This is a genomic window from Streptomyces sp. NPDC052109 (assembly GCF_040680195.1).
GTDB lineage: Bacteria > Actinomycetota > Actinomycetes > Streptomycetales > Streptomycetaceae > Streptomyces.
This window is the reverse complement of record NZ_JBFAWF010000003.1, coordinates 47,921-72,581: the sequence shown is the minus strand read 5'-3', so window position 1 is coordinate 72,581 and position 24,661 is coordinate 47,921. Positions and strand designations below refer to the sequence as shown.

21 protein-coding genes and 1 pseudogene are annotated in these 24,661 nt (G+C 73.4%); 12 read left to right on the top strand and 10 right to left on the bottom strand.

The window, feature by feature from the left end:
* Positions 1 to 220: 220 nt before the first annotated feature.
* Positions 221 to 3,400, bottom strand: coding sequence for a cytochrome P450 (locus AB0L59_RS08990; RefSeq protein WP_365581066.1), 3,180 nt, complete (start codon positions 3,398 to 3,400; stop codon positions 221 to 223).
* A gap of 230 nt (positions 3,401 to 3,630) precedes the next feature.
* Here AB0L59_RS08990 and AB0L59_RS08985 point away from each other — a divergent pair, with 230 nt between their 5' ends.
* The gene (locus AB0L59_RS08985; protein WP_365581065.1) at positions 3,631 to 4,272 is read left to right on the top strand and encodes a PAS domain-containing protein; all 642 of its coding nucleotides are present in this window, start codon (positions 3,631 to 3,633) and stop codon (positions 4,270 to 4,272) included.
* Positions 4,273 to 4,404: 132 nt separating this feature from the next.
* Here the strand turns inward: AB0L59_RS08985 and AB0L59_RS08980 are convergent, their stop codons facing one another.
* Positions 4,405 to 5,478: a DUF3626 domain-containing protein gene (locus AB0L59_RS08980; protein ID WP_365581064.1), complete on the bottom strand. Its 1,074-nt coding sequence runs from the start codon at positions 5,476 to 5,478 to the stop codon at positions 4,405 to 4,407.
* Between the two features lie 78 nt (positions 5,479 to 5,556).
* On the opposite strand from AB0L59_RS08980, the gene AB0L59_RS08975 reads away from it, so the two are divergent.
* Positions 5,557 to 6,051: an FBP domain-containing protein gene (locus AB0L59_RS08975; RefSeq protein ID WP_365581062.1), complete on the top strand. Its 495-nt coding sequence runs from the start codon at positions 5,557 to 5,559 to the stop codon at positions 6,049 to 6,051.
* Positions 6,052 to 6,262: 211 nt separating this feature from the next.
* Here the strand turns inward: AB0L59_RS08975 and AB0L59_RS08970 are convergent, their stop codons facing one another.
* Entirely contained in the window at positions 6,263 to 6,871 is a 609-nt protein-coding gene (locus AB0L59_RS08970; protein WP_365581061.1) for a TIGR03086 family metal-binding protein, read from the bottom strand.
* Positions 6,872 to 7,017: 146 nt separating this feature from the next.
* Between AB0L59_RS08970 and AB0L59_RS08965 the strand changes: the two genes are divergently transcribed.
* The 3 genes from AB0L59_RS08965 (at position 7,018) to AB0L59_RS08955 (ending at position 10,734) form a co-directional block, all read left to right on the top strand.
* Positions 7,018 to 8,271, top strand: coding sequence for an aromatic acid exporter family protein (locus AB0L59_RS08965; RefSeq protein WP_365581059.1), 1,254 nt, complete (start codon positions 7,018 to 7,020; stop codon positions 8,269 to 8,271).
* A gap of 50 nt (positions 8,272 to 8,321) precedes the next feature.
* Entirely contained in the window at positions 8,322 to 9,389 is a 1,068-nt protein-coding gene (locus AB0L59_RS08960) for a hypothetical protein (RefSeq protein ID WP_365581058.1), read from the top strand.
* 112 nt (positions 9,390 to 9,501) lie between these two features.
* Positions 9,502 to 10,734: a lactonase family protein gene (locus tag AB0L59_RS08955; RefSeq protein ID WP_365581056.1), complete on the top strand. Its 1,233-nt coding sequence runs from the start codon at positions 9,502 to 9,504 to the stop codon at positions 10,732 to 10,734.
* Here AB0L59_RS08955 and AB0L59_RS08950 read toward each other — a convergent pair.
* A complete protein-coding gene (locus AB0L59_RS08950; RefSeq protein WP_365581055.1) occupies positions 10,702 to 11,427 on the bottom strand; it encodes a DUF2470 domain-containing protein in 726 nt (241 codons plus the stop codon). The genes AB0L59_RS08955 and AB0L59_RS08950 overlap by 33 nt on opposite strands.
* Positions 11,428 to 11,519: 92 nt before the next feature.
* Positions 11,520 to 12,125, bottom strand: coding sequence for a TetR/AcrR family transcriptional regulator (locus AB0L59_RS08945; RefSeq protein ID WP_365581053.1), 606 nt, complete (start codon positions 12,123 to 12,125; stop codon positions 11,520 to 11,522).
* Positions 12,126 to 12,270: 145 nt separating this feature from the next.
* Here AB0L59_RS08945 and AB0L59_RS08940 point away from each other — a divergent pair, with 145 nt between their 5' ends.
* Together AB0L59_RS08940 and AB0L59_RS08935 are read left to right on the top strand one after the other, a co-directional pair.
* Complete coding sequence (locus AB0L59_RS08940) at positions 12,271 to 13,887, top strand: cytochrome P450 (protein WP_365581051.1); 1,617 nt, start codon at positions 12,271 to 12,273, stop codon at positions 13,885 to 13,887.
* Between the two features lie 197 nt (positions 13,888 to 14,084).
* The gene (locus AB0L59_RS08935; protein ID WP_365581050.1) at positions 14,085 to 14,939 is read left to right on the top strand and encodes an MBL fold metallo-hydrolase; all 855 of its coding nucleotides are present in this window, start codon (positions 14,085 to 14,087) and stop codon (positions 14,937 to 14,939) included.
* A gap of 92 nt (positions 14,940 to 15,031) precedes the next feature.
* Here AB0L59_RS08935 and AB0L59_RS08930 read toward each other — a convergent pair whose 3' ends face one another.
* A complete protein-coding gene (locus AB0L59_RS08930) occupies positions 15,032 to 15,775 on the bottom strand; it encodes a PIG-L deacetylase family protein (RefSeq protein ID WP_365581048.1) in 744 nt (247 codons plus the stop codon).
* Between the two features lie 306 nt (positions 15,776 to 16,081).
* Positions 16,082 to 17,383, bottom strand: coding sequence for an alpha/beta fold hydrolase (locus AB0L59_RS08925; RefSeq protein WP_365581047.1), 1,302 nt, complete (start codon positions 17,381 to 17,383; stop codon positions 16,082 to 16,084).
* 129 nt (positions 17,384 to 17,512) lie between these two features.
* Between AB0L59_RS08925 and AB0L59_RS08920 the strand changes: the two are divergent.
* From AB0L59_RS08920 to AB0L59_RS08900, 5 genes and pseudogenes are all read left to right on the top strand, one after another.
* Positions 17,513 to 17,869: pseudogene (locus AB0L59_RS08920) on the top strand (FGGY-family carbohydrate kinase); the annotation flags it as partial.
* A 72-nt stretch (positions 17,870 to 17,941) separates the two neighbouring features.
* Positions 17,942 to 18,697 (top strand): (Fe-S)-binding protein, encoded by a 756-nt coding sequence (locus AB0L59_RS08915; RefSeq protein ID WP_365581046.1) that lies wholly within the window; start codon positions 17,942 to 17,944, stop codon positions 18,695 to 18,697.
* Positions 18,694 to 20,181, top strand: coding sequence for a LutB/LldF family L-lactate oxidation iron-sulfur protein (locus AB0L59_RS08910; RefSeq protein ID WP_365581045.1), 1,488 nt, complete (start codon positions 18,694 to 18,696; stop codon positions 20,179 to 20,181). Before AB0L59_RS08915 ends, AB0L59_RS08910 begins: the two co-directional genes overlap by 4 nt.
* Complete coding sequence (locus tag AB0L59_RS08905) at positions 20,178 to 20,819, top strand: lactate utilization protein C (RefSeq protein WP_365581043.1); 642 nt, start codon at positions 20,178 to 20,180, stop codon at positions 20,817 to 20,819. Before AB0L59_RS08910 ends, AB0L59_RS08905 begins: the two co-directional genes overlap by 4 nt.
* 127 nt (positions 20,820 to 20,946) lie before the next feature.
* Positions 20,947 to 22,101, top strand: coding sequence for a betaine/proline/choline family ABC transporter ATP-binding protein (locus AB0L59_RS08900; protein ID WP_365581042.1), 1,155 nt, complete (start codon positions 20,947 to 20,949; stop codon positions 22,099 to 22,101).
* A 163-nt stretch (positions 22,102 to 22,264) separates the two neighbouring features.
* Here AB0L59_RS08900 and AB0L59_RS08895 read toward each other — a convergent pair whose 3' ends face one another.
* Genes AB0L59_RS08895 through AB0L59_RS08885 form a run of 3 tightly spaced genes read right to left on the bottom strand, consistent with a single transcriptional unit; the run spans position 22,265 to position 24,643 of the window.
* Positions 22,265 to 23,203, bottom strand: coding sequence for an ABC transporter substrate-binding protein (locus AB0L59_RS08895; RefSeq protein WP_365581040.1), 939 nt, complete (start codon positions 23,201 to 23,203; stop codon positions 22,265 to 22,267).
* Positions 23,200 to 23,871: an ABC transporter permease gene (locus AB0L59_RS08890; protein WP_365581038.1), complete on the bottom strand. Its 672-nt coding sequence runs from the start codon at positions 23,869 to 23,871 to the stop codon at positions 23,200 to 23,202. The genes AB0L59_RS08895 and AB0L59_RS08890 overlap by 4 nt, the downstream gene beginning before the upstream one ends.
* A 28-nt stretch (positions 23,872 to 23,899) precedes the next feature.
* Complete coding sequence (locus AB0L59_RS08885; protein WP_365581036.1) at positions 23,900 to 24,643, bottom strand: ABC transporter permease; 744 nt, start codon at positions 24,641 to 24,643, stop codon at positions 23,900 to 23,902.
* Between the last annotated feature and the right edge of the window lie 18 nt (positions 24,644 to 24,661).

The following is a 24,661-nucleotide window of genomic DNA, read 5'->3' as shown; positions in this document are numbered from 1 at the left end:
ACCCTGTCCGACCTGCAACATACCCCTTCGGGCAGCCGGAATGCGATATTCTCCCACGCCTTAGTTCACGATATGAGCTAAGCGGAACCCCGTCCGCCCCGCGCCCGAGGGAGCGCGGGGCGGGGTGCCATGCGGCTCCGCCGCGCGGGCGGGAACGGCCAGGGCAGGCCCGATGCCGGGGAACTGCCCGCGCCCCCGAAGGCGCTCCCGGCCCGCCGGATCAGCCGGCCGCGTACACGTCCTCCACGTAACGCCCGTCCGTCACCAGCGTGTTGAGCCAGAGCTCGGCCGCACGTGCGTCGCTGCCCGGGGTGCGTTCCCGGTACAGCGTGCGGAACGCCTCGCGGACGCCGGGTGCCATCCGGGCGCCGTCGCCGCACACGTACACCCGGGCGCCGGAGTCCAGCAGCTCCCAGATCTCCTCGGCCTCGGCGGCGATGCGGTGCTGCACGAAGGCGGCGCCGTTCTCCGGGGCGGCGCTGAAGGCCGGCCGCAGCGAGACCGCGCCGGCCTCCTCGGCGGCCCGCAGTTCCCCGGCGTGCAGGAAGTCTGCGTCGGGGGCGTCGCAGCCGAAGTAGAGCAGTGCGGGGGGTAGTTCGGCGCCCGCGCTGCGGGCCGCCGCACGGTCGGCGACGGCGCCGCGGAAGGGGGCGAGTCCGGTGCCGGCGGCGACCATCACGACCGGTGCCGAGCCGTCGATCCGGAACACCTCGCGGCAGGGCTGGATCCGGGCGTACACGATGTCGCCGGCCCCGAGGGAGGCGAGGTGGCCGGAGCCCGTGCCCCGGTAGCGGCCCCGGCCCGAGCGAGCGGGTGCGTCGAGGACGGAGACCATGAGGTCCACGTGGCCCGCGTCGACGGCCGGGGAGGAGGACACCGAGTAGTGGCGGGGCCGCAGCGGGGTCAGCAGGTCGAGCAGCAGCGGCCAGCCGAGGGCGCCGCGCAGGGCCGGGTGGTCCTCGGCGAGTTCGAGGAGGGTGCGCGGGTCGTCGTCGTTCAGGGCGGCGAGGGCGGCGCGCTCGGGCGGGCAGGGGTTGGCCTCCGCGAGCCGGGCGAGCCGCCGGGCCGTGGGCCGCTCCTGCAACTCGACGTGGTGGGTGAGGAGATGCCGTACGGTCAGCGGACGGTCCACGGCGAGGCCGTCGCGCCGCGGTCGGCCGGCCCGGATGTCCAGGACGGCCTCGGGGTCGAGACCGAACGCGGCGACGGCGCGGTCCACCAGTTCCGGTGCGTTGGCCGGCAGGACGGTGAGGTGGTCGGCTGTGCGGTAGGTGACGCCCTCGGGCAGGGCGATGCGCAGGAACCGCTTGGTGCGCGGATGGTCAGGTGCGGTGAGGTCGTACGCCTCGGTCACCGCCATCGGGACCAGTTCGTGCCGTTCGGCGAGCGCGTCCAGCGGACCGCCGCTCAGGGTGCGCACCTCGTAGCCGTGACCGGGTTCGTCCGCCGTGCGGCGGGAGGCCTCGGGGTCGCCGTACTCCGTCAGCAGGGCGGCGCGCAGCCGGGCCGTGAACTCCCGGACGGTGCCGGTGAGATCGCCGGAGGCGTCGGCGGCCGCCCGGTCGGTCAGACGGGAGCCGCCCAGCTCGGCGAGGCGGGCGTCGATGCGGGTGGGGACCTGCTGGTAGGTGGCGGCCCAGTTGCGGTCGCCGACGCCGAGGACGGCGTAGCTCACACCGGTGAGGTCGGGGGCGCTGTCGAGCCACGCGCTGAAGGCGCCGGCGTCGTCGGTGGGACGGCCGTTGTAGGAGGCGGCGGTGATGACGACGGCCCGGTCGGTGGGCAGTCCGTCCGCGTACGCGTCCAGGGGGGCCACCTCGGTGGCGCAGCCGACGGCGGCGGCCTCGTCGGCGAGCTGGGCGGCGAAGGCGCGGCAGGTGCCGTAGTTGCTGCCGTGCAGGAAGAGGACGCCGGTGCCGGGCCGGACCCGAGCCGGGAGCGTGTCCGGGGCCGGGGTCCGGTCGTCCCGTGCGGGCAGGGCACCCGGCAGCGGCGCGTGGACGCGGTCGGCGGCGGTGCGCGGCGTGAGGGTGAGGGTGAAGCCCTCGGGCTTGAGGGTGAGGGTCTCCTTCACGGCGAGCCGGTAGTCCGTGTGGTCGTGGAGCCGATAGCGGTGGACCAGCATGGCGAGCAGCATGGTCGCCTCGTGCAGCGCGAACTGCCGCCCGATGCAGGCGCGTTCACCGGTGCCGAAGGGCTTGAAGGCGTGCACCGGGCGGGCCGCCTCCGCCTCGGCGGTGAACCGCTCGGGGTCGAACAGCTCCGGGTTGTCGCCCCACACGGGCTGCCGGTGCAGCATGGGGGCGAGCACGGTGACGGCCTGGCCTGCGGCGAGCGGGATCCGGCCGCCCAGCACGGTGTCCTCGCGGGCGTGCCGGCTGAAGGCGGCGGCCGTCGGCCACAGCCTGAGCGCCTCGTTGAGGACCTGGCGGGTGTAGGTGAGCCGACCGATGTCGTCGTACGCCGGCTCCGGGTCGGCCGCATCGCCCCACAGCGCGTCGGCCTCGCGCTGCACCAGCCGCAGCACGGCCGGGTGCTTGGCCAGGTAGTACAGGGCGAAGGACATCGCGCCGGAGGTCGTCTCGTGGCCGGCGATCAGGAAGGTGATGACCTGGTTGCGGATGTTGGCCGCGTCCAGCGTGGTGCCGTCGGCGGGGTGCGGGGCGCTGAGCATCAGCCCGAGCAGGTCCTCGGCACCGCTCTGGTCGGTGCCCGCGCGGGTGGCGATGACGTCGTCCACGACCCGGGCGAGAAAGTCGGCGTCCGCCCGGAAGGCGGCGTCGGCCGCCGAGTGGTCCTGGCCCGGCGTGCGGGCGAGGCGGGTCATGCTCCACTCCAGGCAGCGGACCATCGACTCCACGAACGGGTGCGGCTCAGCGCGCTCGAAGGAGCCGAAGTCGTAGGCGAATCCGGCCAGGCCGATGGTGTCCAGGGTCATGCGGGTCATGTCGTCCGGCACGTCGACGGGCTGCCCGGCGTGCGCCGCGCGGTCCCAGGACTCGATGAGCCGCCGGGCCACCTTGAGCATCACCGGGTGGTAGGTGCGCATCGAGCCGAGCGCGAAGGCGGGCATCAGGATGTCGTGTGCCCTGGCCCAGTTGGGCTCCTCGTTGTACGCCGTGAACAGGCCGTCGGCGGCGAAGGACCGCACGTTCTCCAGCGCGGGCCCGATGTGCTTGGCGAACCGCCCCTCGTCGGCGAGGTCGGCGACCAGGTCGGCGTCGGCGACGAACAGCGCGTCCCGGCCGTGCAGTCGGCGCACCAGCACCGGGCCGTGGGTGCGCATCAGGCCCATGATCTGCTGCAGGGGCGTGCGGCCGGGACCGGTGGCGGTGATGTCCACGAGAGGGACGCCGGGCAGGGTACCGGCCGGGTCGAGGTGCAGTGCGGTGGGGGACATGGCGCGACAACTGCCTTTCGCGGTAACGGAGTACTGCGTTCCAGGGTGGTGGACCGACGGGGCGCACCCGCGCCGCGGCACTACACGATCGCGCAGTCAAAACTCGGTCACGGGCCTTGCGCCGGCCGCGGACACATGGCTCGCCGCGCGCCCTCGTGGGCCGCTGATTTGCCGCTGACCTGCCTCTTCCTCTTGGATGTGAGGGCTGACTCCGGCTTCGAGAGGTGGACATGGACCTGGGGCGGGCCGAGGGGGTCGTATGGCGCAACCGGGCCCTGCTGCTCTTCGACCGGGTGTCGGTGCCGGTCGCGGTGTGCGACGTGTACGGCCTGGTGGTGCTCGCCAATCCCGCGATGGCGGCCGAGTGCGGTACGGCACCGGGGCGGCTGCGGGGCCGTGACGTGCTGGAGCTGTTCCGCCCGCAGGAGGCGACGCAGGTGGAGCGGATCGCGCAGGCGCTGCGGCTGCGGCACCGCTCGCGCTATCAGGTGTCGGTGCACTGGCGGGCGCCCGGCGGGACCGAGCGGTTCGGGGAGCTGACGGCCGACCCGGTCAGCGACACCGTGGACGAGACACCGGCGCTGCTGGTGATGCTGCGGGTGCGGGGCGAGTGCCCGCCGTCCGCGCCGGAGCCGGCCCGGTTCACGCCGGTGGAGGGCCGGGTGCTGGCGCTGCTGGCCGGGGGCGCCACCACGGCCGGCGCCGCCCGCGAACTGGGCCTCAGCAAGGACGGCGTCACCTACCATCTACGGCGCCTTTCCGCCCGCTGGAACGCCTCCAACCGCACCGAACTGGTCGCCCGCGCCTATGCCTTGGGCGTCCTGAAGCCCGGCGTGTGGCCGCCGGAGGCGAGGACGGCGGAGGCGGAGTAGGGCGGAGGCGGAGCAGGGCGCGGGCGAGACGGGCTTGCCCGGCGTCTCGACGGGCGGCCTGTCGTCCGGGGGATGCCGGGAGCCATGGACACCACCGGGTGCTCCCGGCTGCCGGAAGGCCTCCCGCGCGCCTCAGGGGCGCGGCGGAAGCCGCCTGTGCGTCTCAGCCACGGCGGTGGCCTCGGCAGTGGCCTCGGCAGTGGCCTCGGCGACACCGAGGGATCCGCAAGCCGCCGTACCCGGAGAGACCGCACCGGCACGGGCCGAGCCGGAGGCGTCCGTGCCGCCGCCGGCACCGACGGAAGCGGCCGGGGTGGAGGGCACCGCGCCGGACGAGGCCTCGGCCGAGTACGCCGTGCCCGCGCCCGGCGGGGCGCCGAAGCGGGCCAGGGTGTGCCAGACCATCTTCAGGTCCTGGAGCTCGTAGCGGCCGGTGCGGGCCGCGTCGCCGATGACGCGCGGGGTGAGCATGCCCCGCTCGGCGATCAGCGCGCCGAGGTCGGCGTACCGCGGTCCCCGGTAGTCGGCGTGGCGGCACAGGTCGCGGACGGAGAGCCGGTAGCCGGTGTGCCACTCCAACGGGAAGGGCAGCCGTCCGGCCGCCGCCTCCACCGGGGTGTCCCGGTAGCTCGCGTCCAGCACGAGCGCCTCCACGTCCCGGGCGAGCAGCACACCGCCGTGCACATGGCTCTCGATGTAGTCGTTGAGCGGATCCCGCTCGTCGGCCTCCGCGAGCGCGAGCAACGGCATCGCCGAGGCCACGCCGAAGTCGGTGGGCTCGGCGGCGCTGTCCGGATAGCAGAAGGTGGCCCGATCCGGGACCGCTCCGGCGAGCCTGAGATGGGAGGAGCCGAAGCGTGGGGCTGCGCCGACGGACTGGCGGCGGAAGTTCAGGGCACCGTACAGCGGGCGTTCGACGGGGGCCGCGTCGTCGTACACACCGCCGAAGATGCGGCTCTCCCAGCGCGTCCGGTCGCCGCCCGGGTGCGCGGTCAGACCGCCGTTGCTGGTGCCGGTCACGAACTGCGAGTGGTACGCGCCGTCCCGGGCCAGCGAATCGAGGATCGGCACTCCGGCCGAGACCCGGTCGGGATGGAAGTTCAGGGTGATGCGCAGGCCGGGGTCGAGCGGTGGGCCGGACACCCCGGCGGCCACGTGCTCCAGCGCCCGCCGGGCGCGCGGCGGCAGCCCCTGCCGGAAATCCATTGGCCCGCCCTCCCCTTGGCTACCTAGGCTAGCCGTGAACCTAGACCCATTAGGTACGAATCCGAAAGGACTCCCCTCATGAGATCGCTCACCGAGCAGGACATCCGCAACTGCTTTATCAACTGCTCGAAGGGCGAGGCCAAGCGGCTGGCGGTCCCGCGCGACCTCGGTGAACGGCCGTGGGAGGACCTTGACTTCCTCGGCTGGCGGGATCCGGGTGCGCCCGACCGCAGTTATCTCGTGACGGAACGGGACGGCCGGCTCGTCGGTGTCGCCCTGCGCTTTCAGGCCGCGCAGCGCGGGTTTCTGCACCGCAGCATGTGCTCACTGTGTCTGACCACGCATCCCGGCGGCGGGGTGACCCTGATGACGGCGCGCAAGGCGGGGGCGGCGGGCCGCGAGGGCAACTCGGTCGGCCTGTACATGTGCACCGACCTCGCGTGTCCGCTGTACGTGCGGGGCAAGAAGGTGCCGGAGTCCGGCGCACGGTTCGAGGAGAGCCTGACCGTGGCGGAGCAGATCGCCCGTACGACGGGCAATCTGTCCGCGTTCATCGACAAGCTGTACGCCTGACGGGACGACGCGGCCCACGCCTGACGGAGCGACGGGTAACCACCCCAACCCGGGCGAGGCCGTCACAGGCGTGAGCCGCGTCGCCGACCGCCCGCTGAGCCGCGTGGGTGACGCGTGGCCTGCCGCAAGGCCCCAAGACCGTCCGGGGAGGGCCGGGCGCCGGTGAGCCGATGTCGTGTGGCCCCGGCCCTGACGCCCCGGCGCCGGCCGGTCAGGACGCCGGCGGCGCCCACTCCGGGTCGCGGCCGAGGAAGGCGAGCAACGCCGACGCCTCGTCGGGAGCCCCGTCGGTCGCGAGGGCGGGCGCGAACGCGCCGTACCCCCGCAGCCGCGGCACCAGCTGGTCCGCGGCCGGGCGCAGACCCGCGGCCAGCGCCGGGGCGAGCGGCAGGTTCCGGCCGGTGGCGACGGCGATGTCCCAGGCGTGGACCGCGGCGTCCAGCGCGGCCGCGCCGGCGGCCACGGACAGGGGCAGCGGCCCCAGCGGCGTCGGCACGGACTCGGCGTCTGCGGGCAGCTGCGCATAGGCCTCTGCCACGGCGGCCAGGATCTTGTCCAGCTCGGCCACCGGGTCGCCGTGCAGGACGTCGGCCGGCTGGAACGGGTCCTCGCCGGGCCGGTCGGCGGTGAACGCGAGGCCGTACGCCTGCTGGTCGATCCGCGCGTGGTTGAGCACCTGCCGTGCGGTCCATCCGGCGCACGGCGTCGGCCTGCCCCAGGCCTCCTCCGGCACCGCGGCGACCACCTCGCGGAGATAGGAGTGCGCCCGCTGGAGCACCTCGATGACGGCGGACTTCCCGGCTCCCTGGGTCTCCCCCATGGACTGCCCCTTCCTTGGCCTGTCGGCGGCCTCTCCGTGCGGCGACCCCCTCGATCGCCGAACTCACCCTACGAACCCTTGCGGACAGATTCGGTCCGCAATCGAAGCACGTTCGTCCCGCCCCAGGAAGGGGAACAGGCCAAGGGATGCACGATGTACGCAAGTGGACCAAGGGACTCCTGCGCCTGGTGGAACGACGCCGGCAGCCGGTGGTCGTCCAGACGCTGCGGTCGGCGACCGCCGCGACGATCGCCTATGTCGTCGCCCTCCGGCTGAGCCCCGAGCCGGCCCCGCTGACCGCGCCGCTGACCGCACTGCTGGTCGTCCAGGTGACCTTCTACGCCACCCTCACCAACGGCATCCGCCGGGTGAACTCGGTGGTGGCCGGGGTTCTGGTCGCGATCGCGTTCAGCGTGCTGGTGGGGCTCACCTGGTGGAGCCTCGCGCTGTTGATCGTGGCCGCGCTGGCCGTCGGGCACCTGGTGCGGGTGGACGAGTACGTGGCCGAGGTCGCGATCAGCGCCATGCTGGTGCTCGGGGTCACCACCGTCGGGTTCACCGCCTGGGCACGCATCGTGGAGACGCTGATCGGCGCGGTCGTCGGGACGGCCTGCAATCTGTTGCTTCCGCCGCCGGTGTGGGTGGACGAGGCGGGCCGCTCGATCGAGGACCAGGCGCGCCGGGTGCGGCAGCTGATGCTGCGGATGGGCGAGGAGGCCGCGGGCCGGATCCCCTGGGAGCGCGCCGCCGAGCGGCTGCACGAGGCACGGCAGCTGGACCAGCACATCAGCCGGGTGGACGCGTCGTTGCGGCAGGCCGAGGACAGCCTGCGACTCAATCCGCGGGTCAAGGAGGGGCTACTGCACCGGGTGGTGCTGCGCACCGGTCTGGACACGCTGGAGATCTGCACGGTGGTCCTGCGGGTGCTGGCCCGCACCTTCACGGATCTGGCGAAGGCGCGCGGGGCCGAGGACCTGTTCCCGCCCCGGGTCGGGGCGACCGTGGAACAGCTGCTGTCGGAGATCGCCGACGCGGTGGTGAGCTTCGCGGTCCTGGTCACCACCCATCTGAGCGAGAACGCCGAGTCGGCGGAGGCCCGTCTGTCCGCCGAGCTGCACACGGCGGCCGGCACCCGGGACCGGCTGGCCGCGCTGCTCCGCGAGGAGATCGGCAAGGACTGGGCGAACTGGCAGCTGCTCGGGGCCGTGCTGACCGAGACGACCCGGATCATCGACGAGCTGAACACCGAGCACCGCACCCGCCGCCTGTTCGAGGAGCTGGACCGGGTCTCCCGCGGGCAGCGGGCGAAGCTGCCCCGGATGACCCGGCTGCGCGAGCGGCTCGGGGTGCAGGAGGAGCTGTGGCGGAACCGTGCGGGGTTCGGCGAGCGTTCTTCGTGAGGAGGGCGCCGGGCGGACTCGGCGCGGACGGCGAGACGAGGGACTACCGGATGGCTGGTTCCGGGGTGCGGATCGAAGGGAACACACTGCGGTTGCCGGGCGGGGTGGCGGTGCGGTTCGTCCGCACGCTGCGGCTGCCGGAGACGGGCACGCATCCACTGCCTCCGGGGCTGGGCGAGTTCCCGGTGCGGCGGGTCTCGGACTACGCGGACACCGTCCCGGAGGCGTGGCGGGCACGCGGCGGTGTGATGCTGCCGGTGTATCTGCGCGAGGCGATGTGGCTGAGTTTCTCCGGCACGCGCGAGCCGGCTGCACTCCAGGTCGGGGTCGGCAAGGTGTGCGCGGTGTCCGGCCGTCCCTGGACCGACCGGCTCGCCCGCGATCCGCAGAACTACGTGGTGCTGCCCCGTCAGCCGTGGCTCGACGGTGTCAACTCCGGCAAGGGCACGGTCCGCCAGTTCGTCGCCGTGCCGCTGGGCCTCGGCGCGACGGTGGAGGGGCAGGTCACCGGCGAGGAGGTGTGGGGCGGGGTGCAGCTCCAGTCGTTCCCGCTGAAGGAACCGCTGCTCTCGGAGTGGCGGCGCCGCGAGCGGGAGCGCGAGGAGGCGCGGCGCAGGGCCCTGTCGGCCGGCCCGGTGGGCGGGTACGGCGCGCCGATGGCGATGATGGCCTCCGCCCCGGGCGGCCCCCCGCCGGCCATGCCGGCCGCCCCCGGTGGGCCCGTGTCCCCGCGGGCGGGGGCCATGGGCCTGGGCGTCGGCGGCTCGATGCGCCAGGAGGTGTACCGGGACGACCGTCCGCTGACGGACTGGTGCGAGGAGCCCGCCGGGCGCGTGTTCGTCCACCTCGTCACGCCGCCCGAGTGGCGGCGCATCGTCGGGGAGGCACCTCCGCCCTCGCCGGTGGACCGGGCGGCGTACACGAAAGCGGGACTGCCCTGGTACGACTACTACGACGCGGATGCCGAGGATCTGGCCCCCACGGACACCCTGGAGGCGGTCAAACCGGCCGGCGAGTGGCTCGGGGACGATCTGGACCCGTGGCAGGCGCCGTCCGCCGGCCAGGTGACCCCGCTGAAGGACGCGCCGGGCAAGCCGGTCGAGGACGGGGAGTGGTAGCCCCAGCCCCCATTGCACCATGCGCAACACCCGTTGCCCGGCTTGCCCTTGGCGGTGGGTGCACGTCAAGGTTGCTGTCACGACCGGGGCAACCGACGACCTGAGGTGCGGCATGGACACGGAGGCACGGGCGGCACGAGGGAGGTCTCCCCGGCGCGGGCGGGAGACCGGGGGCGGCTGGAGCCGGCGCCGGTTCGTCGGAGCCGTGGCGGGTGCGGCGGCCGTGGTGGCGGTGCCGTCCCCGGCGGCCCCGCCGGCGAACGGTACGGCCGCGGTGGACGAGCCCGTGGCCGTCGCGCCGCCCCGCATGGGCTCCGGACCGCGAGCGCTGTACGTGGGCACCTACACCTCCGTCGACGGTGGCGGCACCGGCATCGGGGTGGCGTCCTACGATCCGGTGACCGGACGGATCACCGGCTCGGGCACGCTCACCGGCGTCCCCGACCCGTCGTATCTCGCCGTGCACCCGGACGGCCGCACGCTGTACGCGGTGGACGAACGCCAGGACGGTGGTGTGACGGCCGTACGTCTGGCCGACCGGCGTGTCCTGGGCACCCGGAGCACGGGTGGCGCGGGTCCCTGTCATCTGTCGGTGCACCCCTCCGGACGCTGGCTGCTGAGCGCCGACTACGGGTCGGGCAGCGTGGCCGTGCATCCGATCGACGCCTCGGGCGCCGTCGGTGAGCGCACCGACCTGGTCACGCACGGCAGCCCGGCACCGGGTCCAGGCCAACAGGGGCCGCACGCACACCAGTTCATCACCGGCCCGGACGGCGTCCATGTCCTCGCGGTCGATCTCGGCACCGACACCGTCTACAGCTACCGCCTGGACCAGGCCGAGGGCACGCTGACGGAGGTGGCGCGGGCACATACCCGGCCCGGGGCGGGACCGCGGCATCTGACCTTCCATCCGGGCGGCCGTTACGCCTATCTGGCCAACGAAGTGGACGACACCGTCGCGGTCTGCGCCTACGATCCCTCCTCCGGCCGGCTGACGATCGGTGAGCCGCAGCCTACGGGCTCGGGCGGCGGCACCAACTACCCGGCGCAGTTCGTGGTGACGGCGGACGGCGGGTACGCGTTCCTGGCCAACCGGGGCGACAACACCCTCGCGCGGTACGCGATCGAGGCCGACGGCGCCCGGCTGCGGCTGCTCGGCACGGTGCCGGTGGGCGGGGACTTTCCGCGGCAGATCGCCCTCTCGCCGGACGGCGGCCTGCTGTTCGCGGCGAACCAGCGTTCGGGTACGGTCACCGTCTTCCATGTGGACGCGGTCGGCGGCGAACTCCGGTCGGCCGGCGAGCCGTTCGCCTCACCCGTCGCCGTCTGCGCGCTGCCGCTGTAGCGCGCGGGGGCACAGGGCGGCACCGGCCTGTGCCAGCAGCGCGTGGATGCGCTCGGCGAGCTGGCCGACGTCGTCGGCGGGCGTGTGGAAGGGCAGCCGTACGTCGCCGTGGGCGCGGGTGCCCTCGATGCGCAGGGTCATTCCGTGCCGGTCCACCGCGAGGGGCACCACGCGCGTCGCGGCGTGCAGGCTCTCCGGGCGCACCAGGCGGGTGAGCCGCTCGACGGCGTCCGGGTGGGCGTCGGCGAGGTGGGTCAGGAGCCGGGCCTCGGCCTCGGCGAGGGGATCGGGCCGGGCGGCGGCGAACTCGTCCAGGTCGACGACCACGGCCCCCGAGGGCTGCCGCAGCACCACCCGGGTGGGCCGGAACAGCAGGGTGCCCCGGTCCGGCACCAACCGGCCTGCGAGGTGGAGCCGGGCCCGGATACGCCCCCGGACCGGTACGGGCGCCACGTCGGCGAACTCCAGCACGGCGGAGGGCTCCTGGCGCGGGGCGCAGACGGCCTCGGTCAGCAGGGAGCTGTCGTCGGGCACCGCCAGCCGCACGGCGCCGCCGTCGGTCACGCTGTGCGCACCGACGTACTCCTCGCGGGCACCGCCCGCGGTCACCGCGCACGACCAGGCGGTGGCCAGCACCGACCGGGCCCGTTCCGCCGCGCCGGGTGCGGCCGTCCAGTCCTGTGTGTCACCCATCCTCCGACCTCCTTAGGTTAGCCTTGCCTAAGCTATCGGAGATCGGGACGCACGCCAACCACACCCCACCGGCGCAAAGGATCAGTCGGCGCTCAGGCGATGACACCCAACAGCGCCCGCGCACACAGGTCGCGCACCTGCTCGCGGCTCAACTCCCCGCCGCGCAACCACTCCAGGCACACGGCCGTCGTGAAGGCGAGCCAGCCGCGCACGGCCAGGCGCACCTGCGGGGCTCCCTCGAAGGCGGGCCCGAACTCGGGGTCGGCGGCGAGCGCGGCGAGGATCTGCCGCTCCTGCGCGGCCAGGGCCCGCCGGTAGACCCGGCGCACGGCCTGGTCACCGGCCGCGTCCGCGCGATGGAAGGCGCGGAAGCCATGGGCGTGGGCCTGGACGTAACCGAGGTAGGTGTCCAGGCCGGCGGTGAGCTGCTCGCGCACCGGCACACCGGGCACGGCCGCCGTCATGCGCAGCATCCGCTCGCTCTCGCGCTCGACGACCGCCGCGAAGAAGTCCCGTTTGGTCGGGAAGTAGTGGTACAGCAGCCCGCGGGAGACCCCGGCGATCTCGGCGACCCTCTCGATCCACACGTCGTCGTAGGGGCTCTCGGAGAAGAGCTTCGCACCGACGGTAAGCAGCTGCTCGCGGCGCTCCCCGGTGCTGAGCCTGCGCCGGGCTCGCTCCCCCTGGTTCGCGGCCATGCGGTCACCTTACTTGACGTGGGTTCAACGGGCGGACCACACTGGACCACTATTGAATCCACGTACAACACGAGCTCGTCACAGATTCACCTCGCGAATTCAGGTCACAGGTTCAAGGCCCGCTGGATCAAGGGAGATCGGCGTCATGGCGGAGACGACGGACACGACCGGGACGGGGCTTCCGAAGGGTTTCCGGAGCGCCGAACTGAGCTGGCCCGAGCTGCACCGCATTCCGCATCCGCCGCGCCGGGTGCCGCTGCTCGGCGATGTGCTCGGGGTCGACCGGCGCAGGCCGCTGCAGGACTCCATGCGGTTCGCGCGCGACCTCGGGCCGATCTTCCGCCGGCGGGCCTTCGGCAAGGAGTTCGTGTTCGTGTGGGGCGCGCCGCTGGTCGCGGACCTGGCCGACGAGTCCCGGTTCGCCAAGCACGTCGGGCTGGGCGTGGCCAACCTCCGGCCGGTGGCCGGGGACGGCCTGTTCACGGCGTACAACCACGAGCCCAACTGGCAGCTGGCGCACGACGTCCTTGCGCCCGGCTTCAGCCGCGAGGCCATGGAGGGCTACCACGGGATGATGCTGTCGGTCGCCGGCCGGCTGACCGACCACTGGGACCGTGAGGCGGCGGCCGGGCGCACGGTCGACGTGCCCGGGGACATGACCAAGCTGACCCTGGAGACGATCTCGCGGACCGGGTTCGGGCACGACTTCGGCTCCTTCGAGCGGGAACGGCCGCACCCCTTCGTCACCGCGATGGTCGGCACGCTCACCTACGCCCAGCGCCTCAACAGCGTGCCCGCGCCGCTCGCCCCGCTGCTGCTGCGTTCCGCCGCCCGGCGCAACGCGGCCGACATGGCCCGTCTCAACCGCACGGTCGACGACCTGGTCGCGGACCGGCGCCGGTCGGGCGGCGGGGAAGGCGACCTGCTGGACCGGATGCTTCGGACGGCGCACCCGGACACCGGCGAGAAGCTGTCGGCGGAAAACGTCCGCAAGCAGGTGATCACGTTCCTGGTGGCGGGCCACGAGACCACCTCGGGCGCGCTCTCCTTCGCCCTGTACTACCTCGCCCGGCACCCCGAGATCGCCGCCCGGGCCCGCGCCGAGGTGGACCGGGTCTGGGGCGACACCGCGCAGCCCGGCTACGACCAGGTGGCCAAGCTGCGGTATGTGCGCCGAGTGCTGGACGAGTCCCTCCGGCTGTGGCCGACCGCGCCGGCGTTCGCCCGTGAGGCCCGGCACGACACCGTGCTCGCCGGCGACCACCCGATGCACCGGGGCGCGTGGGCGCTGGTCCTGACACCGATGCTGCACCGCGACCCGGAGGTGTGGGGCGAGGACGCGGAGCGCTTCGACCCGGACCGCTTCGACGCCAAGGCCGTCCGGGCCCGGCCTCCGCACACCTTCAAGCCGTTCGGCACGGGCGCCCGGGCCTGCATCGGCCGCCAGTTCGCCCTCCACGAGGCGACCCTGGTCCTCGGCCTGCTGCTAAGCCGCTACGAGCTGCGGGCCGACCCGGCCTACCGGCTGACCGTGACCGAGCGGCTGACGGTGATGCCGGAGGGGCTGCGGCTGCACCTGGAGCGACGGCCGACGCCGGTGCGGACACCGGAACCCGCGACGGAGGCAGGACCCGCACCCGGGGTGAGCTTGCCCGGGAGCGCGGCGCAGCCGCCGGCGAGCCCTGCGACGGACACGGCCACCGGGGCCGGTGCGGTCGCCACCCCGGCCGACGGCTGCCCGGCGCACCAGTCGGCACGCTGACGCCCGCGAGGGACACCCCGCCCGTCCACCCGGCGCCGCTCGGCTCCACCACGCCGGCCGGCTCCCCGGCTCAGCCGCCCGTCGTCCGGTGCAGGTTCCCGGTCCGCGGCTTGTGCAATGGGCTGTGCGGGGAACCCGGCCCGAGGGAACAGACTCCGGTTTCTCAGACGGGCGCGTCCCGTCGGGCAAGGACCCCTATGACCACCTTCGACGATGCACTCGACGACACTTCGCTGGAGCTCCATTTCATCGGCAACGCGACGGTCCTGCTGCGGTTCGGCGAGCTGTCCCTGCTGACGGACCCCAACTTCCTCCACCGCGGCGAGCGAGCACACCTGGGCTACGGACTGGTCAGCCGGCGACTCACCGAGCCGGCCCTGGACGTGGCGGACCTTCCCCGCCTGGACGGCGTCGTCCTCTCACACCTGCACGGCGATCACTGGGACCGCCGGGCCAGAGGCCACCTGGACCGCTCGACACCGATCGTCACGACACGGCACGCGGCGCGCCGACTGCGCGCCTGGCAGGGGTTCCGCAGGGCGGGAGGGCTGCGTACCTGGGAGAGCTGCACGCTCGGGCGCGGTGCGGCGCAGGTCCGTGTGACGTCGCTGCCCGGACGACACGCCTTGCAACCCGTGCTGCGCGGGCTCCTGCCTCCCGTCATGGGCAGCATGCTGGAATTCGGTCGTGCGAACGGGCCGGTCCGGCTGCGGCTGTACGTCTCGGGGGACACCCTGGTGTTCGACGGCTTGGACGAGATCGCCCAGCGGTTCCCGGACGCCGACCTGGCGGTGCTCCATCTGGGTGGCACCCAGCTGCCCGGGGGCTTCGTGGTGACCATGGACGGCGCGCAGGGAGCCGAACTGGCCCGGCGTCTCGACTACCGGCGCGTCCTGCCCGTGCACTATGACGACTACACCGTCTTCCGTTCTCCGCTGCACGACTTCCTGGCCGCGGCGCGCGAACTGGGACTCGACGAGCGGCTCCTGCGTTGCGACCGTGGGCAGCACGCACGGCTGGTGCCGGGCGGCGGCCGCCCCGTCCTCCGCTGAGACCGCCGGCGTGCCGCAGGTGTGACGGGGCCGCGGCCCCGGGGAGCTTGTTCGCCAGACCCCGTGTCCTGGTCTCGGGGGAGCCGGCGCGGTCAGCGACCGAAGACCTCGAAGGCCACCGCCGGTGCGCCGCCGAAGCGGTCGGCGACGGCGGTGGTCTGCTCGGTCAGGAAGTCGCGGACGTAGGTTTCGGGGTCCTGATCGGTCAATGCCTCGAGGTAGCTGCGGTGCTCGAGCAGCGAGCGCACCGCCCGCTCCAGGCCGGGCCGCGCGTCGACCGCGTGGGTGGGCCGGCTGGAGCCCGCGATCGCCACCCGGCGTACACCGGTGAACGGCTCGAGGCCCTGCTCGGTGAGTTCCGGGAAGATCCACCGGTTGCCGGCGTCGGCGACAGCGTCCAGGGTGGCACGGCCCACGGCGACGTGGTCCGGGGTGTTCCAGGCGGCATCGCCCCAGGTGTCACGGTGGTTGAGGGTCAGGACGAGTTCCGGCCGGTGACGGCGGATCGCCGCGGCGATGTCCCGGCGCAGCGCGGGTCCGTACTCGATCACTCCGTCCCGGTGGCCGAGGAACTCCACGGTGCGGACACCGACGACGGCTGCGCTCGCCCGCTGCTCCCGTTCCCGCAGCGGGCCGCAGACGGCGGGGTCGAGCGTGTCGATGCCCGCCTCGCCGCGGGTGGCCAGCACGTAGGCGACATCGCGGCCGGCGTCGGTCCAGGCGGCGACGGCCGCCGAGCACCCGTACTCGAGGTCGTCGGGGTGCGCGACCACGGCGAGGGCACGCTGCCAGTCGTCGGGCAGGGGCTGCAGCTGGGTGATCTTCGGCTCGCTCATGGCCGCAGACTATGCCGTCGCGTCCCGATGGCAACTCCTCTGACCGGGCGACTCGTTGCGTCACGACGGCGCGTGCGGCGCCGACCACGGGCAGCGCACCGGTGAAGACAGGGGGTCGCAGCGCGCGCGACGCAGGGCGGCCACCGCACCCCGGGCCGGGCCGTGTCGGCGGTCGGGATACCGGCACAGGCACGCGGGCGGGCCGAGCCCGGTGGACACCGGCCCGCACGCCGCTCGTCGACGGGCGGTTCATGACGACGTACTGTCGTCGAAGCTCCCCGTGCCGTTCCCGCCGCCCCCCCGGCCTCACGCCTCGTCGCGGGCCAGGGCGAGCAGGCGGTCCAGGACGCGCGGTGCGCCCGCGCGCAGGCCGTCGTGCTCGAACTCGTCGGTGACCCAGGTGCGCAGACCGCGGACGGCGCGGGCAGTCTCCAGGGAGTGCCCGGTGTCGACGTACATGTCGTCGTGGTAGACGGCCGCCACGACCGGGACCTCGTTCGCGCCGAGTCGGGCGGGGTCGTACAGGGACTGCCAGTCGGTGCGGGCGGCGAGCAGGTCGGCCGTCTCGCGCAGCGGGCGCAGCGCCGGGTCGGTCTCGAACATCCAGGGATGGACGGTCTCGCCGGTGAACAGCACCGGCGTGTCACCCGCGAGCGCCTTGGCCGCGTCGAACTGCGGGAACTCGGCGCGGATCCGCTCGGCGGCCCAGGCGGTGGGGCGGGCGCCCTGGCCGTAGATCGACTCGTGGACGAGCGCGTAGAGGGGATGGGCGGCGTGCGACAGCAGGGACTGGGCCTGTTCCTGGAAGGCGTCGGACAGCTCCGGGCCACCCGGGGTGCGCACGAAGGCGTCCTCCAGGAGGTGGTGCAGCCGGTGGCTGCCGTCGCTCGTGCCCAGCATCAGGCCCAGGGACTGGAAGGCCTCGACGGTGAACCGGTAGCCGTTGGGGAGGACCACGTCGTGGGTGAGAAGGTGGTCGGCGACACGGCGGGCCCGCTCGATGTCCTGCGGGTAGCGGGCGTAGTGCGCGGTGACCTTGCGTTCGATGCGCGGGTAGGCCGCGCGGTAGACGTCGTCGGCGTGGGCGTGCAGGGAGGGCAAGCCTCCGGTGATGACCGCGGTGTCCAGGCCCTCGGGGGCGAGGGAGAGGTACGACACCGTGCAGAAACCGCCGAAGCTCTGGCCGAGCACGGTCCACGGCGCGCCCCCCGTGACCTGCGGGCGGATGGCCTCGCAGTCCCGGACGATCGCGTCGGCGCGGAAGCGGGTGAGGTACTCGGCCTGGTCGGCGGGGCCGCCGCGCAGCGGGAGCGTCTGCCGGGTGGCGGGAGTGGAGCTGCCGGTGCCGCGCTGGTCGAGGAGGAGGACCCGGTAGTCCTTCAAGGCCCGGTCGAGCCAGGCCTGACGTCCGACGAAACGATTCGCCCCGAAGCCGGGACCACCCTGGAGATACAGCAGCCACGGCAGCTCCCGCCCGGCCTTGTCGCTCGCGACCGCCTCACGGGCGTACAGCTCGATCGTCTCGCCGTCCGGGTCGGTGTGGTCGAGGGGCACGGTGAAACGGCGGTCGGTGAGGATGACGCCGGGCTGGCGGTAGCTGAGGCTCAACGGGTCTCCCGGGACGGATGGGACGGACGGGTCCCAGTTCAGCACATGACCGGGCCTCCGCCGACCCCCGGGATCATGGATTGTTACTGAACTCCGGGTCAGCCCCGCGGAAGGCGGGGCTCAGCGTGGGCCGAGGTCACGCGGTGCCTCCTGGACTCGCTGGCCCTGGCCCACCGGCGGGCCGTGGCGGACGCGCAGCGGCTGGCCGACCGTCCGGTGGACGTGGTGTACGTGGTCGGGGGCGGCACCCGCAACGCGCTGCTGTGCCAGCCGACCGCCGACGCCTGCGGGCTGTCCGTGGTGGCCGGAGCGACGGAGGCGGCGGCCCTCGGCAACGTGCTGGTCCAGGCCCGTGCCCAGGGGCTGGGCGGCGACCTGGCCGAGATGCGCGGGCTGCTCACCCGTACCCAGCCGCTGACCCGGTACGCGCCCCGTGGCGACGGCGGCCGCTGGCGGTCGGCCGAGGCGCGGCTCGCCACGCGGTGAGCCGCCCTCTCCCGTCGGCGGTGTCCGCCTACTACCCTGCACTCGTCCGATGACCGATCCCGAGGAGCCGCGATGCGTGTCGCCCTGTTCCTGACCTGTGTCAACGACACGCTCTATCCGGACACCGGCCGTGCCGTGGTGAAACTGCTGACCAGACTGGGTGTCGACGTCGACTTCCCGATGCGGCAGAGCTGCTGCGGGCAGGCGCACTACAACACCGGTTACCGGCACGAGGCCGAGCCGCTGGCCCGGCATTTCTCCGATGTCTTCGGCTCCTACGAGGCGATCGTGACCCCGTCCGGGTCCTGTGGGGCGATGGTGCGGGAACTGTATCCACGGATGGGCGAGCGGGCGCGTGCCGAGGGGCGCGGAGACTCGCTCGCGCGCACGCTGGCACCGGTGGTGCCGAAGACGTACGAACTCACCGAGTTCCTGGTGGATGTGCTCGGGGTGACGGACGTCGGCGCCTCCTATCCGCACACGGTGACCTACCACCCGACCTGTCACGGCCTGCGCTCGCTCGGTCTGGGCGACCGGCCGCGCCGGCTGCTCCGGGCGGTCAAGGGCCTGGAGCTGGTGGAGTTGCCGGGTGCCGAGGAGTGCTGCGGGTTCGGCGGCACGTTCGCGGTGAAGAACGCCGAGGTGTCGGCGGCGATGGGCACGGACAAGGTACGCAGCGCCGAGTCGACGGGCGCGTCGGTGCTGTGCGCGGCCGACAACTCGTGTCTGATGCACATCGGCGGCATGATGAGCCGGCTGGGTACGGACATGCGGCCGGTGCACATCGCGGAGATCCTGGCGAGCACGGAGGAGGAGCCCGCCGTATGAGCGGTACGTTCGTGGGCATGCCGGCTTTCCCGGAGGCGGCGCACGTCGCCCTGGCCGACCCCACTCTGCGCGGCAATCTGCGGCACGCCACCCACACCATCCGCGCCAAGCGGGCCCGTGCGGTGGCGGAGTTGGACGACTGGGCGGCGCTGCGTGAGGCGGGCCGCCTGATCAAGGACCACACGCTGCGCCATCTCGACCGGTACCTGGTGCGGTTGGAGGAGTCGGTCACCGCGGCGGGCGGTACGGTCCACTGGGCGGCGGACGCCGACGAGGCCAACCGGATCGTCGCCGGTCTCGTCAAGGAGACCGGTGAGTCGGAGGTCGTCAAGGTCAAGTCGATGGCCACGCAGGAGATCGGGCTCAACGAGGCCCTCGAGAAGGAGGGCATCCACGCCTACGAGACCGATCTCGCCGAGCTGATCGTGCAGTTGGGCAAGGACCGGCCCTCGCACATCCTCGTCCCCGCCATCCACCGCAACAGGGGGGAGATCCGGGACATCTTCCGCTCGGAGATGGGCGCATGGGGACGTCCGGCTCCCGAGGGGCTGACCGACACACCCGCCGAGCTCGCCGAGGCCGCCCGGCTGCATCTGCGGGAGAAGTTCCTGCGGGCCAAGGTCGGCGTCTCCGGCGCCAACTTCATGGTCGCCGAGACCGGCACCCTCGTGGTCGTCGAGTCCGAGGGCAACGGGCGGATGTGCCTCACCCTGCCGGAGACGCTCATCTCGGTCGTGGGCATCGAGAAGATCGTGCCGACGTGGCGGGACCTGGAGGTCTTCCTGCAGACGCTCCCCCGCTCCTCCACCGCCGAGCGCATGAACCCGTACACGAGCATGTGGACCGGCACGACGGACGACGACGGGCCCCGCACCTTCCATCTGGTGCTGCTCGACAACGGCCGCACCGACACCCTCGCCGACCAGGTCGGCCGCCAGGCCCTGCGCTGCATCCGCTGCTCGGCCTGCCTCAACGTCTGCCCCGTCTACGAACGCGCCGGCGGACACGCCTACGGCTCGGTCTACCCGGGTCCGATCGGCGCGATCCTCAGCCCCCAACTCCGGGGCACGGAAAGCGAGATCGACGCCTCGCTGCCGTACGCGTCGAGTCTGTGCGGGGCCTGCTACGAGGTGTGCCCGGTCGCCATCGACATCCCCGAAGTCCTGGTCCACCTGCGCGAGCGGGTCGTCCAGGGCGGTCCGGCGACACGCGGGGGCAACAAGGTCGTCCTCAAGCCCGCCAAGGGGCACGCGGCCGAACGGGCGGCCATGCGCGCGGCACGCTGGACGTTCAGCCACCCGGCCGCCCTGCGCACCGGCCAACGGCTCGCCTCCCGCACCCGCCGCCTGCATCCCCGTAGCCTGCCGGGCCCGGGCAGGGCGTGGAGCGGCACGCGGGACCTGCCGGCCGTACCGCCGGCCCCCTTCCGGGACTGGTGGCGGCGCGCACACGGCGACAACGGCGAGAAGGGGGCTGCCGAGTGAGCAGCAGGGAGAGGATTCTGGGCCGCGTGCGACGGGCGCTCGCCGACACGGCACCGGACGAGAGGGCCTACGCGCAGGCGCTGCCCCGTACCTATCTGCGCGAGCACGGGCAGCGCACGACCGAGCAGACGGTGGAGTTGCTGGCCGAGAACCTGGCGGACTACCGGGCCGTCGTCCACCGCAGCGACGTCGAGGAGATGCCGCTCCTCGTCATGCGGCTGCTGGCCGCGCACGGCTCCCGGGAGGTGCTGGTGCCGCCCGGGCTGCCGCCGGAGTGGCTGGCCGCCTCGGCCCCCGTGCGGATCGACGACCGGCCGGAGAGCACCCCGCAGGAGCTGGACCGGGTGGACAGCGTGGTGACGGGCTGTGCCGTGGCCATCGCCGAGACCGGCACGATCGTCCTGGACGGTTCCCCCGACCAGGGCCGGCGCCGGATCTCCCTCGTCCCGGACCATCACATCTGTGTCGTCCAGGTCCCCGGCCAGGTCGTCTCCTCGGTCCCCCAGGCCCTCGAACGCCTCGACCCGACCCGCCCCTTGACCTGGATCTCCGGTCCGTCGGCCACCAGTGACATCGAACTGGACCGGGTGGAGGGCGTGCACGGTCCACGGAAACTGGAGGTGATCCTGCTCGGCTGACGGGACCGCCTGGACGCGGGTGTGTCACTGTCCGCCGGACGGGCGGTCCCCCGACCGGGGCCGCCCCGCGCCACCCGGCGGAGGTCACCGCCGCGCGCCGCGTGAGCGGCCCCGTTAGCGTGAGGGAATGATCCGGTTCGAGCAGGTCACCAAGCGGTACCCGGACGGTACGACGGCTGTGCGCGACCTGTCCTTCGAGGTGGCCGAGGGTGAGCTGGTCACGCTCGTCGGCCCCTCGGGCTGTGGCAAGACGACGACCATGATGATGGTCAACCGGCTGATCGAGCCGAGCGCCGGGCGGATCTACGTCGACGGCGAGGACGTCACCGCCGTCGACCCGGTGCGGCTGCGCCGCCGCATCGGGTACGTCATCCAGCAGGTGGGCCTCTTCCCGCACCGCACCGTCCTGGACAACACCGCGACCGTGCCCGCGCTGCTCGGCTGGAAGCGGGCCAAGGCCCGGGCGCGGGCCGCCGAGCTGCTCGATCTGGTGGGGCTGGACCCGGAGACGTACGGGCCGCGCTACCCGGAGCAGCTGTCCGGCGGGCAGCGGCAGCGGGTCGGAGTGGCGCGGGCGCTCGCGGCGGATCCGCCGGTGCTGCTGATGGACGAGCCGTTCGGCGCCGTCGACCCGGTGGTGCGCGAGCAGTTGCAGGACGAGTTCCTGCGGATGCAGGCCGCCGTGCGCAAGACCGTGCTGCTGGTCACGCACGACATCGAGGAGGCCGTCCGGCTCGGCGACCGCATCGCCGTCTACGGCGAGGGCCGGATCGAGCAGTTCGACACGCCGGGCGCGGTGCTCGGCGCGCCGGCGACCCCGTACGTCGCCTCCTTCGTGGGCGCCGACCGCGGGCTGAAGCGGCTGTCGGTCACCGCGATCGAGCCGGACGACCTGGAACAGCCGCCCGTGGCCAGGCCGGACGAGCCCGCCGCAGGGGCCCTGGAGCGGCTGCGGTCCGAGGGCGCGCGGTGGGCCGTCGTCCTCGACCCGCACGGCGATCTGCACGGCTGGGCCGGCATGGACGAGCTGGCCAGGGGCGGCACGGTCGGGGACCGCACCCACCGGATGACCGCGTGGGTGCCGGTGGGCGCGCCGCTGAAACAGGCGTTCGGGATGATGCTCCAGTACGACGCCGGATGGGTCGCGGTGCTGGACGGCGCGCGCTTCCTCGGGGTGCTCACCCCGGCCAAGCTGCACGAGGCGCTGCGCCGTTCGGTGGACGCGGAGGCGCGGGGGGTGGCGCGCGGGCAGGTGGCGTTCGACTCGGTGGCGGACGCGTGACCGCACGTCGTGGCCGGCTGGCGGTCGAAGGCGCGTGGGTCACCGTCGCTCAGGTTCCCCGACGCCACGGACTGCGGCACGCCGAGGTGACGCCGGGTCGTCACCGCCATGCCGCCCACTCGTTGCGGGGCGACCCGGTCCGCGGCCCCTCGCGTCACGCCCATCAGGGACTCAGCAGGCCCTTGTCCTTCAGATAGGTACGGGCCACCTCGGCGGGCAGCCGCCGCCAGCTGTCCACCTGCCGGCCGAGCGCCGCCAGGTCCTGGGTGGTGAGGACGTCGTTGAGCTCGCCCAGCGCCTTCGCGACGCGCTCGCTGCCCGCGCGGGACCGGTTGACGACCGGGACGACGTAGTCGGCGTTCTGGAGGTGTCTGTCGTCGGCGAGCAGGACCAGGCCGAAGGAGTCGAGCGTGGCGTCCGTGGTGGTGGTCAGCACCATCTGGTCCCGGCCCTCCTGCACGGCCCGTTTGGCCTGGGTGGTGCCGACGCCCTTGGGATCGACGCCGGTGACGTCGATGCCGTACACCTTTTTCAGCCCCGGTTCGCAGTACGGCCGTTGGACGCACTCGTCACCCGCGGCGATCCGTACTTTCAGCTTCGCGGCGCCGAGGTCGCCGAGCGTCTTGAGGTCGTGCTGCCGGGCGTAGGCGGCGCTCACCGCGAAGGCGTTCTGGTCGACGGCCCGGCCGGGCGGGAGCACGGTGAGTCCGCGGGGCGTGGCGAGCGCGCGCAGGGCCTTCATCGTGGCGCCGAGGTCGGGCGAGCCGACGGGGTGCGCGTCGGCGCCGTGGGTCCTGGCGTTCAGCCAGTCGGCGAAGGTGGCCGCGTACTCGGGCACGACATCGATCTGGCCGGATTCCAGCGCGGGTTCGTACAGCTCCCGGTTGGCGACGGTGAGGATCGAGGTCTTGTAGCCGGCCTGGTCCAGCAACTGGGCGTACATCTGGGCCAGCAGATCGCTCTCGGTGAAGCCGGCGGAGCCGATGGTCAGGTGGTGGCTGTCGCCGGGCGGTGCGGTGACCTGGCCGCGGTTCTCCAGGGAGGGTCCGGTGGAGCAGGCGGTGAGGATGAGCAGCGTGACCGCTGTGAGGGCTCGTCTCATCGGCCGCCCCGCGCCCACACCGGTGCCAGCCGCTCGGCGATCTCGAAGACGCCCTCGACGACGAGCGCGAACCCGGCGACGAGCAGGGCGCCCGCGACCACCTGGGGCGTACTGGCGAGGTTGAAGCCGGCGGTGATGATCCGGCCGAGCCCGCCGCCGCCCGCGAGCGCGGCGATGGTGGCGGTCGCGACGAGCTGGACGGCGGCGATCCGCACCCCGTTCATGACCAGCGGCAGCGCGAGGGGCAGCTCCACCCGCAGCAGCATCTGCCGTCCGGTCATGCCCATGCCCCGGGCCGCCTGGACGACGCCGCGGTCGACCTCGCGCACGCCGACGTAGGCGTTGGTGAGCAGCGGGGGGACGGCGAACAGCACCAGAGCGACCACCGTGGGCCCCTCGCCCCACCTGCCGACCGGGGTCAGGAGCAGCAGGACCAGGACGGCGAAGGTGGGCACGGCCCGGCCGATGTTGGAGATGTTGACGGCGAGCGCACCGCCCCTGCCGAGGTGGCCGAGGCTGAGTGCGACGGGCAGTGCGATCAGGCAGCTGAGGACCAGGCAGACGACGGTGAGCGCCAGGTGCTGGAACAGCCGGTGCCAGACGCCGTCGTCGCCCGACCAGTGGGCGGGGTCGGTGAGCCAGTGCCAGGTCGCGGTGAGTGTGCTCATACGCGCCCCGCACCTGCCCCAGGAGCACTCATGCGCGCCCCGCCTTGGTCCCGGGGACCCCGAAGCGTGACCGCCCGCGTCCCGCGGGCGCTCGTGCACGGCCCGCCCTCGTCCACGGCGTGATCAGCCGCTGTACGCCCAGCAGGAGCAGGTCGGCGGCGACGGCGATCAGCACGCACAGCACGGACGCGGTGAGCACCTGGGCCTTGAAGTAGGTGTTCATGCCCGCGTAGATGAGGTTGCCGAGGCCGCCGAAGCCGACGATCGCGCCCACCGTGACCAGGGAGACCGCGGAGACGGTGGCGATGCGCAGGCCGGCCATCGCGGCGGGCAGGGCGAGCGGCAGTTCGACGGTGAGCAGCAGTCGGATCGGGCCGTAGCCCAGGCCGCGGGCGGCCTGCCGGGTCTCCTCCGGGACCGCGCGCAGGCCCGCGAGGATGTTCCGGACGAGCAGGGTCAGCGAGTACAGCACCAGTCCGGCGACCACGAGTGTGGCCGAGAGTCCGTACAGGGGCAGGAGGAGGGAGAACATCGCCAGGGACGGGATCGTGTAGAGGATCGTCGTCACGGCGAGGACGGGCCCGGCCGCCCAGCCCCAGCGGCGGGCCGTCACCGCGAGCGGAAGCGCGACGGCCAGCCCGATGAGGACGGACAGGGAGGTCAGTTCGAGGTGCTGGACGACGGCGTCGAGGAGGATCTGGCGGCGGCTGCTCAGGTAGGCGCCGCAGATCCATTCGTTGCGCGCGAGGCAGTCGTCGGGGGGCGCGGTCACGGTTTCATTGGACCGGGC

Excerpts from the sequence above, each read along its gene's own strand:
- AB0L59_RS08935 (WP_365581050.1), top strand. The coding sequence starts at position 14,085 with ATGACCACCTTCGACGATGCACTCGACGACACTTCGCTGGAGCTCCAT.
- AB0L59_RS08955 (WP_365581056.1), top strand. The coding sequence starts at position 9,502 with ATGGACACGGAGGCACGGGCGGCACGAGGGAGGTCTCCCCGGCGCGGG.
- AB0L59_RS08900 (WP_365581042.1), top strand. The coding sequence starts at position 20,947 with ATGATCCGGTTCGAGCAGGTCACCAAGCGGTACCCGGACGGTACGACG.
- AB0L59_RS08950 (WP_365581055.1), bottom strand. The coding sequence starts at position 11,427 with ATGGGTGACACACAGGACTGGACGGCCGCACCCGGCGCGGCGGAACGG.
- AB0L59_RS08945 (WP_365581053.1), bottom strand. The coding sequence starts at position 12,125 with ATGGCCGCGAACCAGGGGGAGCGAGCCCGGCGCAGGCTCAGCACCGGG.
- AB0L59_RS08895 (WP_365581040.1), bottom strand. The coding sequence starts at position 23,203 with ATGAGACGAGCCCTCACAGCGGTCACGCTGCTCATCCTCACCGCCTGC.
- AB0L59_RS08990 (WP_365581066.1), bottom strand. The coding sequence starts at position 3,400 with ATGTCCCCCACCGCACTGCACCTCGACCCGGCCGGTACCCTGCCCGGC.
- AB0L59_RS08910 (WP_365581045.1), top strand. The coding sequence starts at position 18,694 with ATGAGCGGTACGTTCGTGGGCATGCCGGCTTTCCCGGAGGCGGCGCAC.
- AB0L59_RS08985 (WP_365581065.1), top strand. The coding sequence starts at position 3,631 with ATGGACCTGGGGCGGGCCGAGGGGGTCGTATGGCGCAACCGGGCCCTG.
- AB0L59_RS08960 (WP_365581058.1), top strand. The coding sequence starts at position 8,322 with ATGGCTGGTTCCGGGGTGCGGATCGAAGGGAACACACTGCGGTTGCCG.
- AB0L59_RS08980 (WP_365581064.1), bottom strand. The coding sequence starts at position 5,478 with ATGGATTTCCGGCAGGGGCTGCCGCCGCGCGCCCGGCGGGCGCTGGAG.
- AB0L59_RS08975 (WP_365581062.1), top strand. The coding sequence starts at position 5,557 with ATGAGATCGCTCACCGAGCAGGACATCCGCAACTGCTTTATCAACTGC.
- AB0L59_RS08930 (WP_365581048.1), bottom strand. The coding sequence starts at position 15,775 with ATGAGCGAGCCGAAGATCACCCAGCTGCAGCCCCTGCCCGACGACTGG.
- AB0L59_RS08940 (WP_365581051.1), top strand. The coding sequence starts at position 12,271 with ATGGCGGAGACGACGGACACGACCGGGACGGGGCTTCCGAAGGGTTTC.
- AB0L59_RS08890 (WP_365581038.1), bottom strand. The coding sequence starts at position 23,871 with ATGAGCACACTCACCGCGACCTGGCACTGGCTCACCGACCCCGCCCAC.
- AB0L59_RS08970 (WP_365581061.1), bottom strand. The coding sequence starts at position 6,871 with ATGGGGGAGACCCAGGGAGCCGGGAAGTCCGCCGTCATCGAGGTGCTC.
- AB0L59_RS08915 (WP_365581046.1), top strand. The coding sequence starts at position 17,942 with ATGCGTGTCGCCCTGTTCCTGACCTGTGTCAACGACACGCTCTATCCG.
- AB0L59_RS08965 (WP_365581059.1), top strand. The coding sequence starts at position 7,018 with ATGCACGATGTACGCAAGTGGACCAAGGGACTCCTGCGCCTGGTGGAA.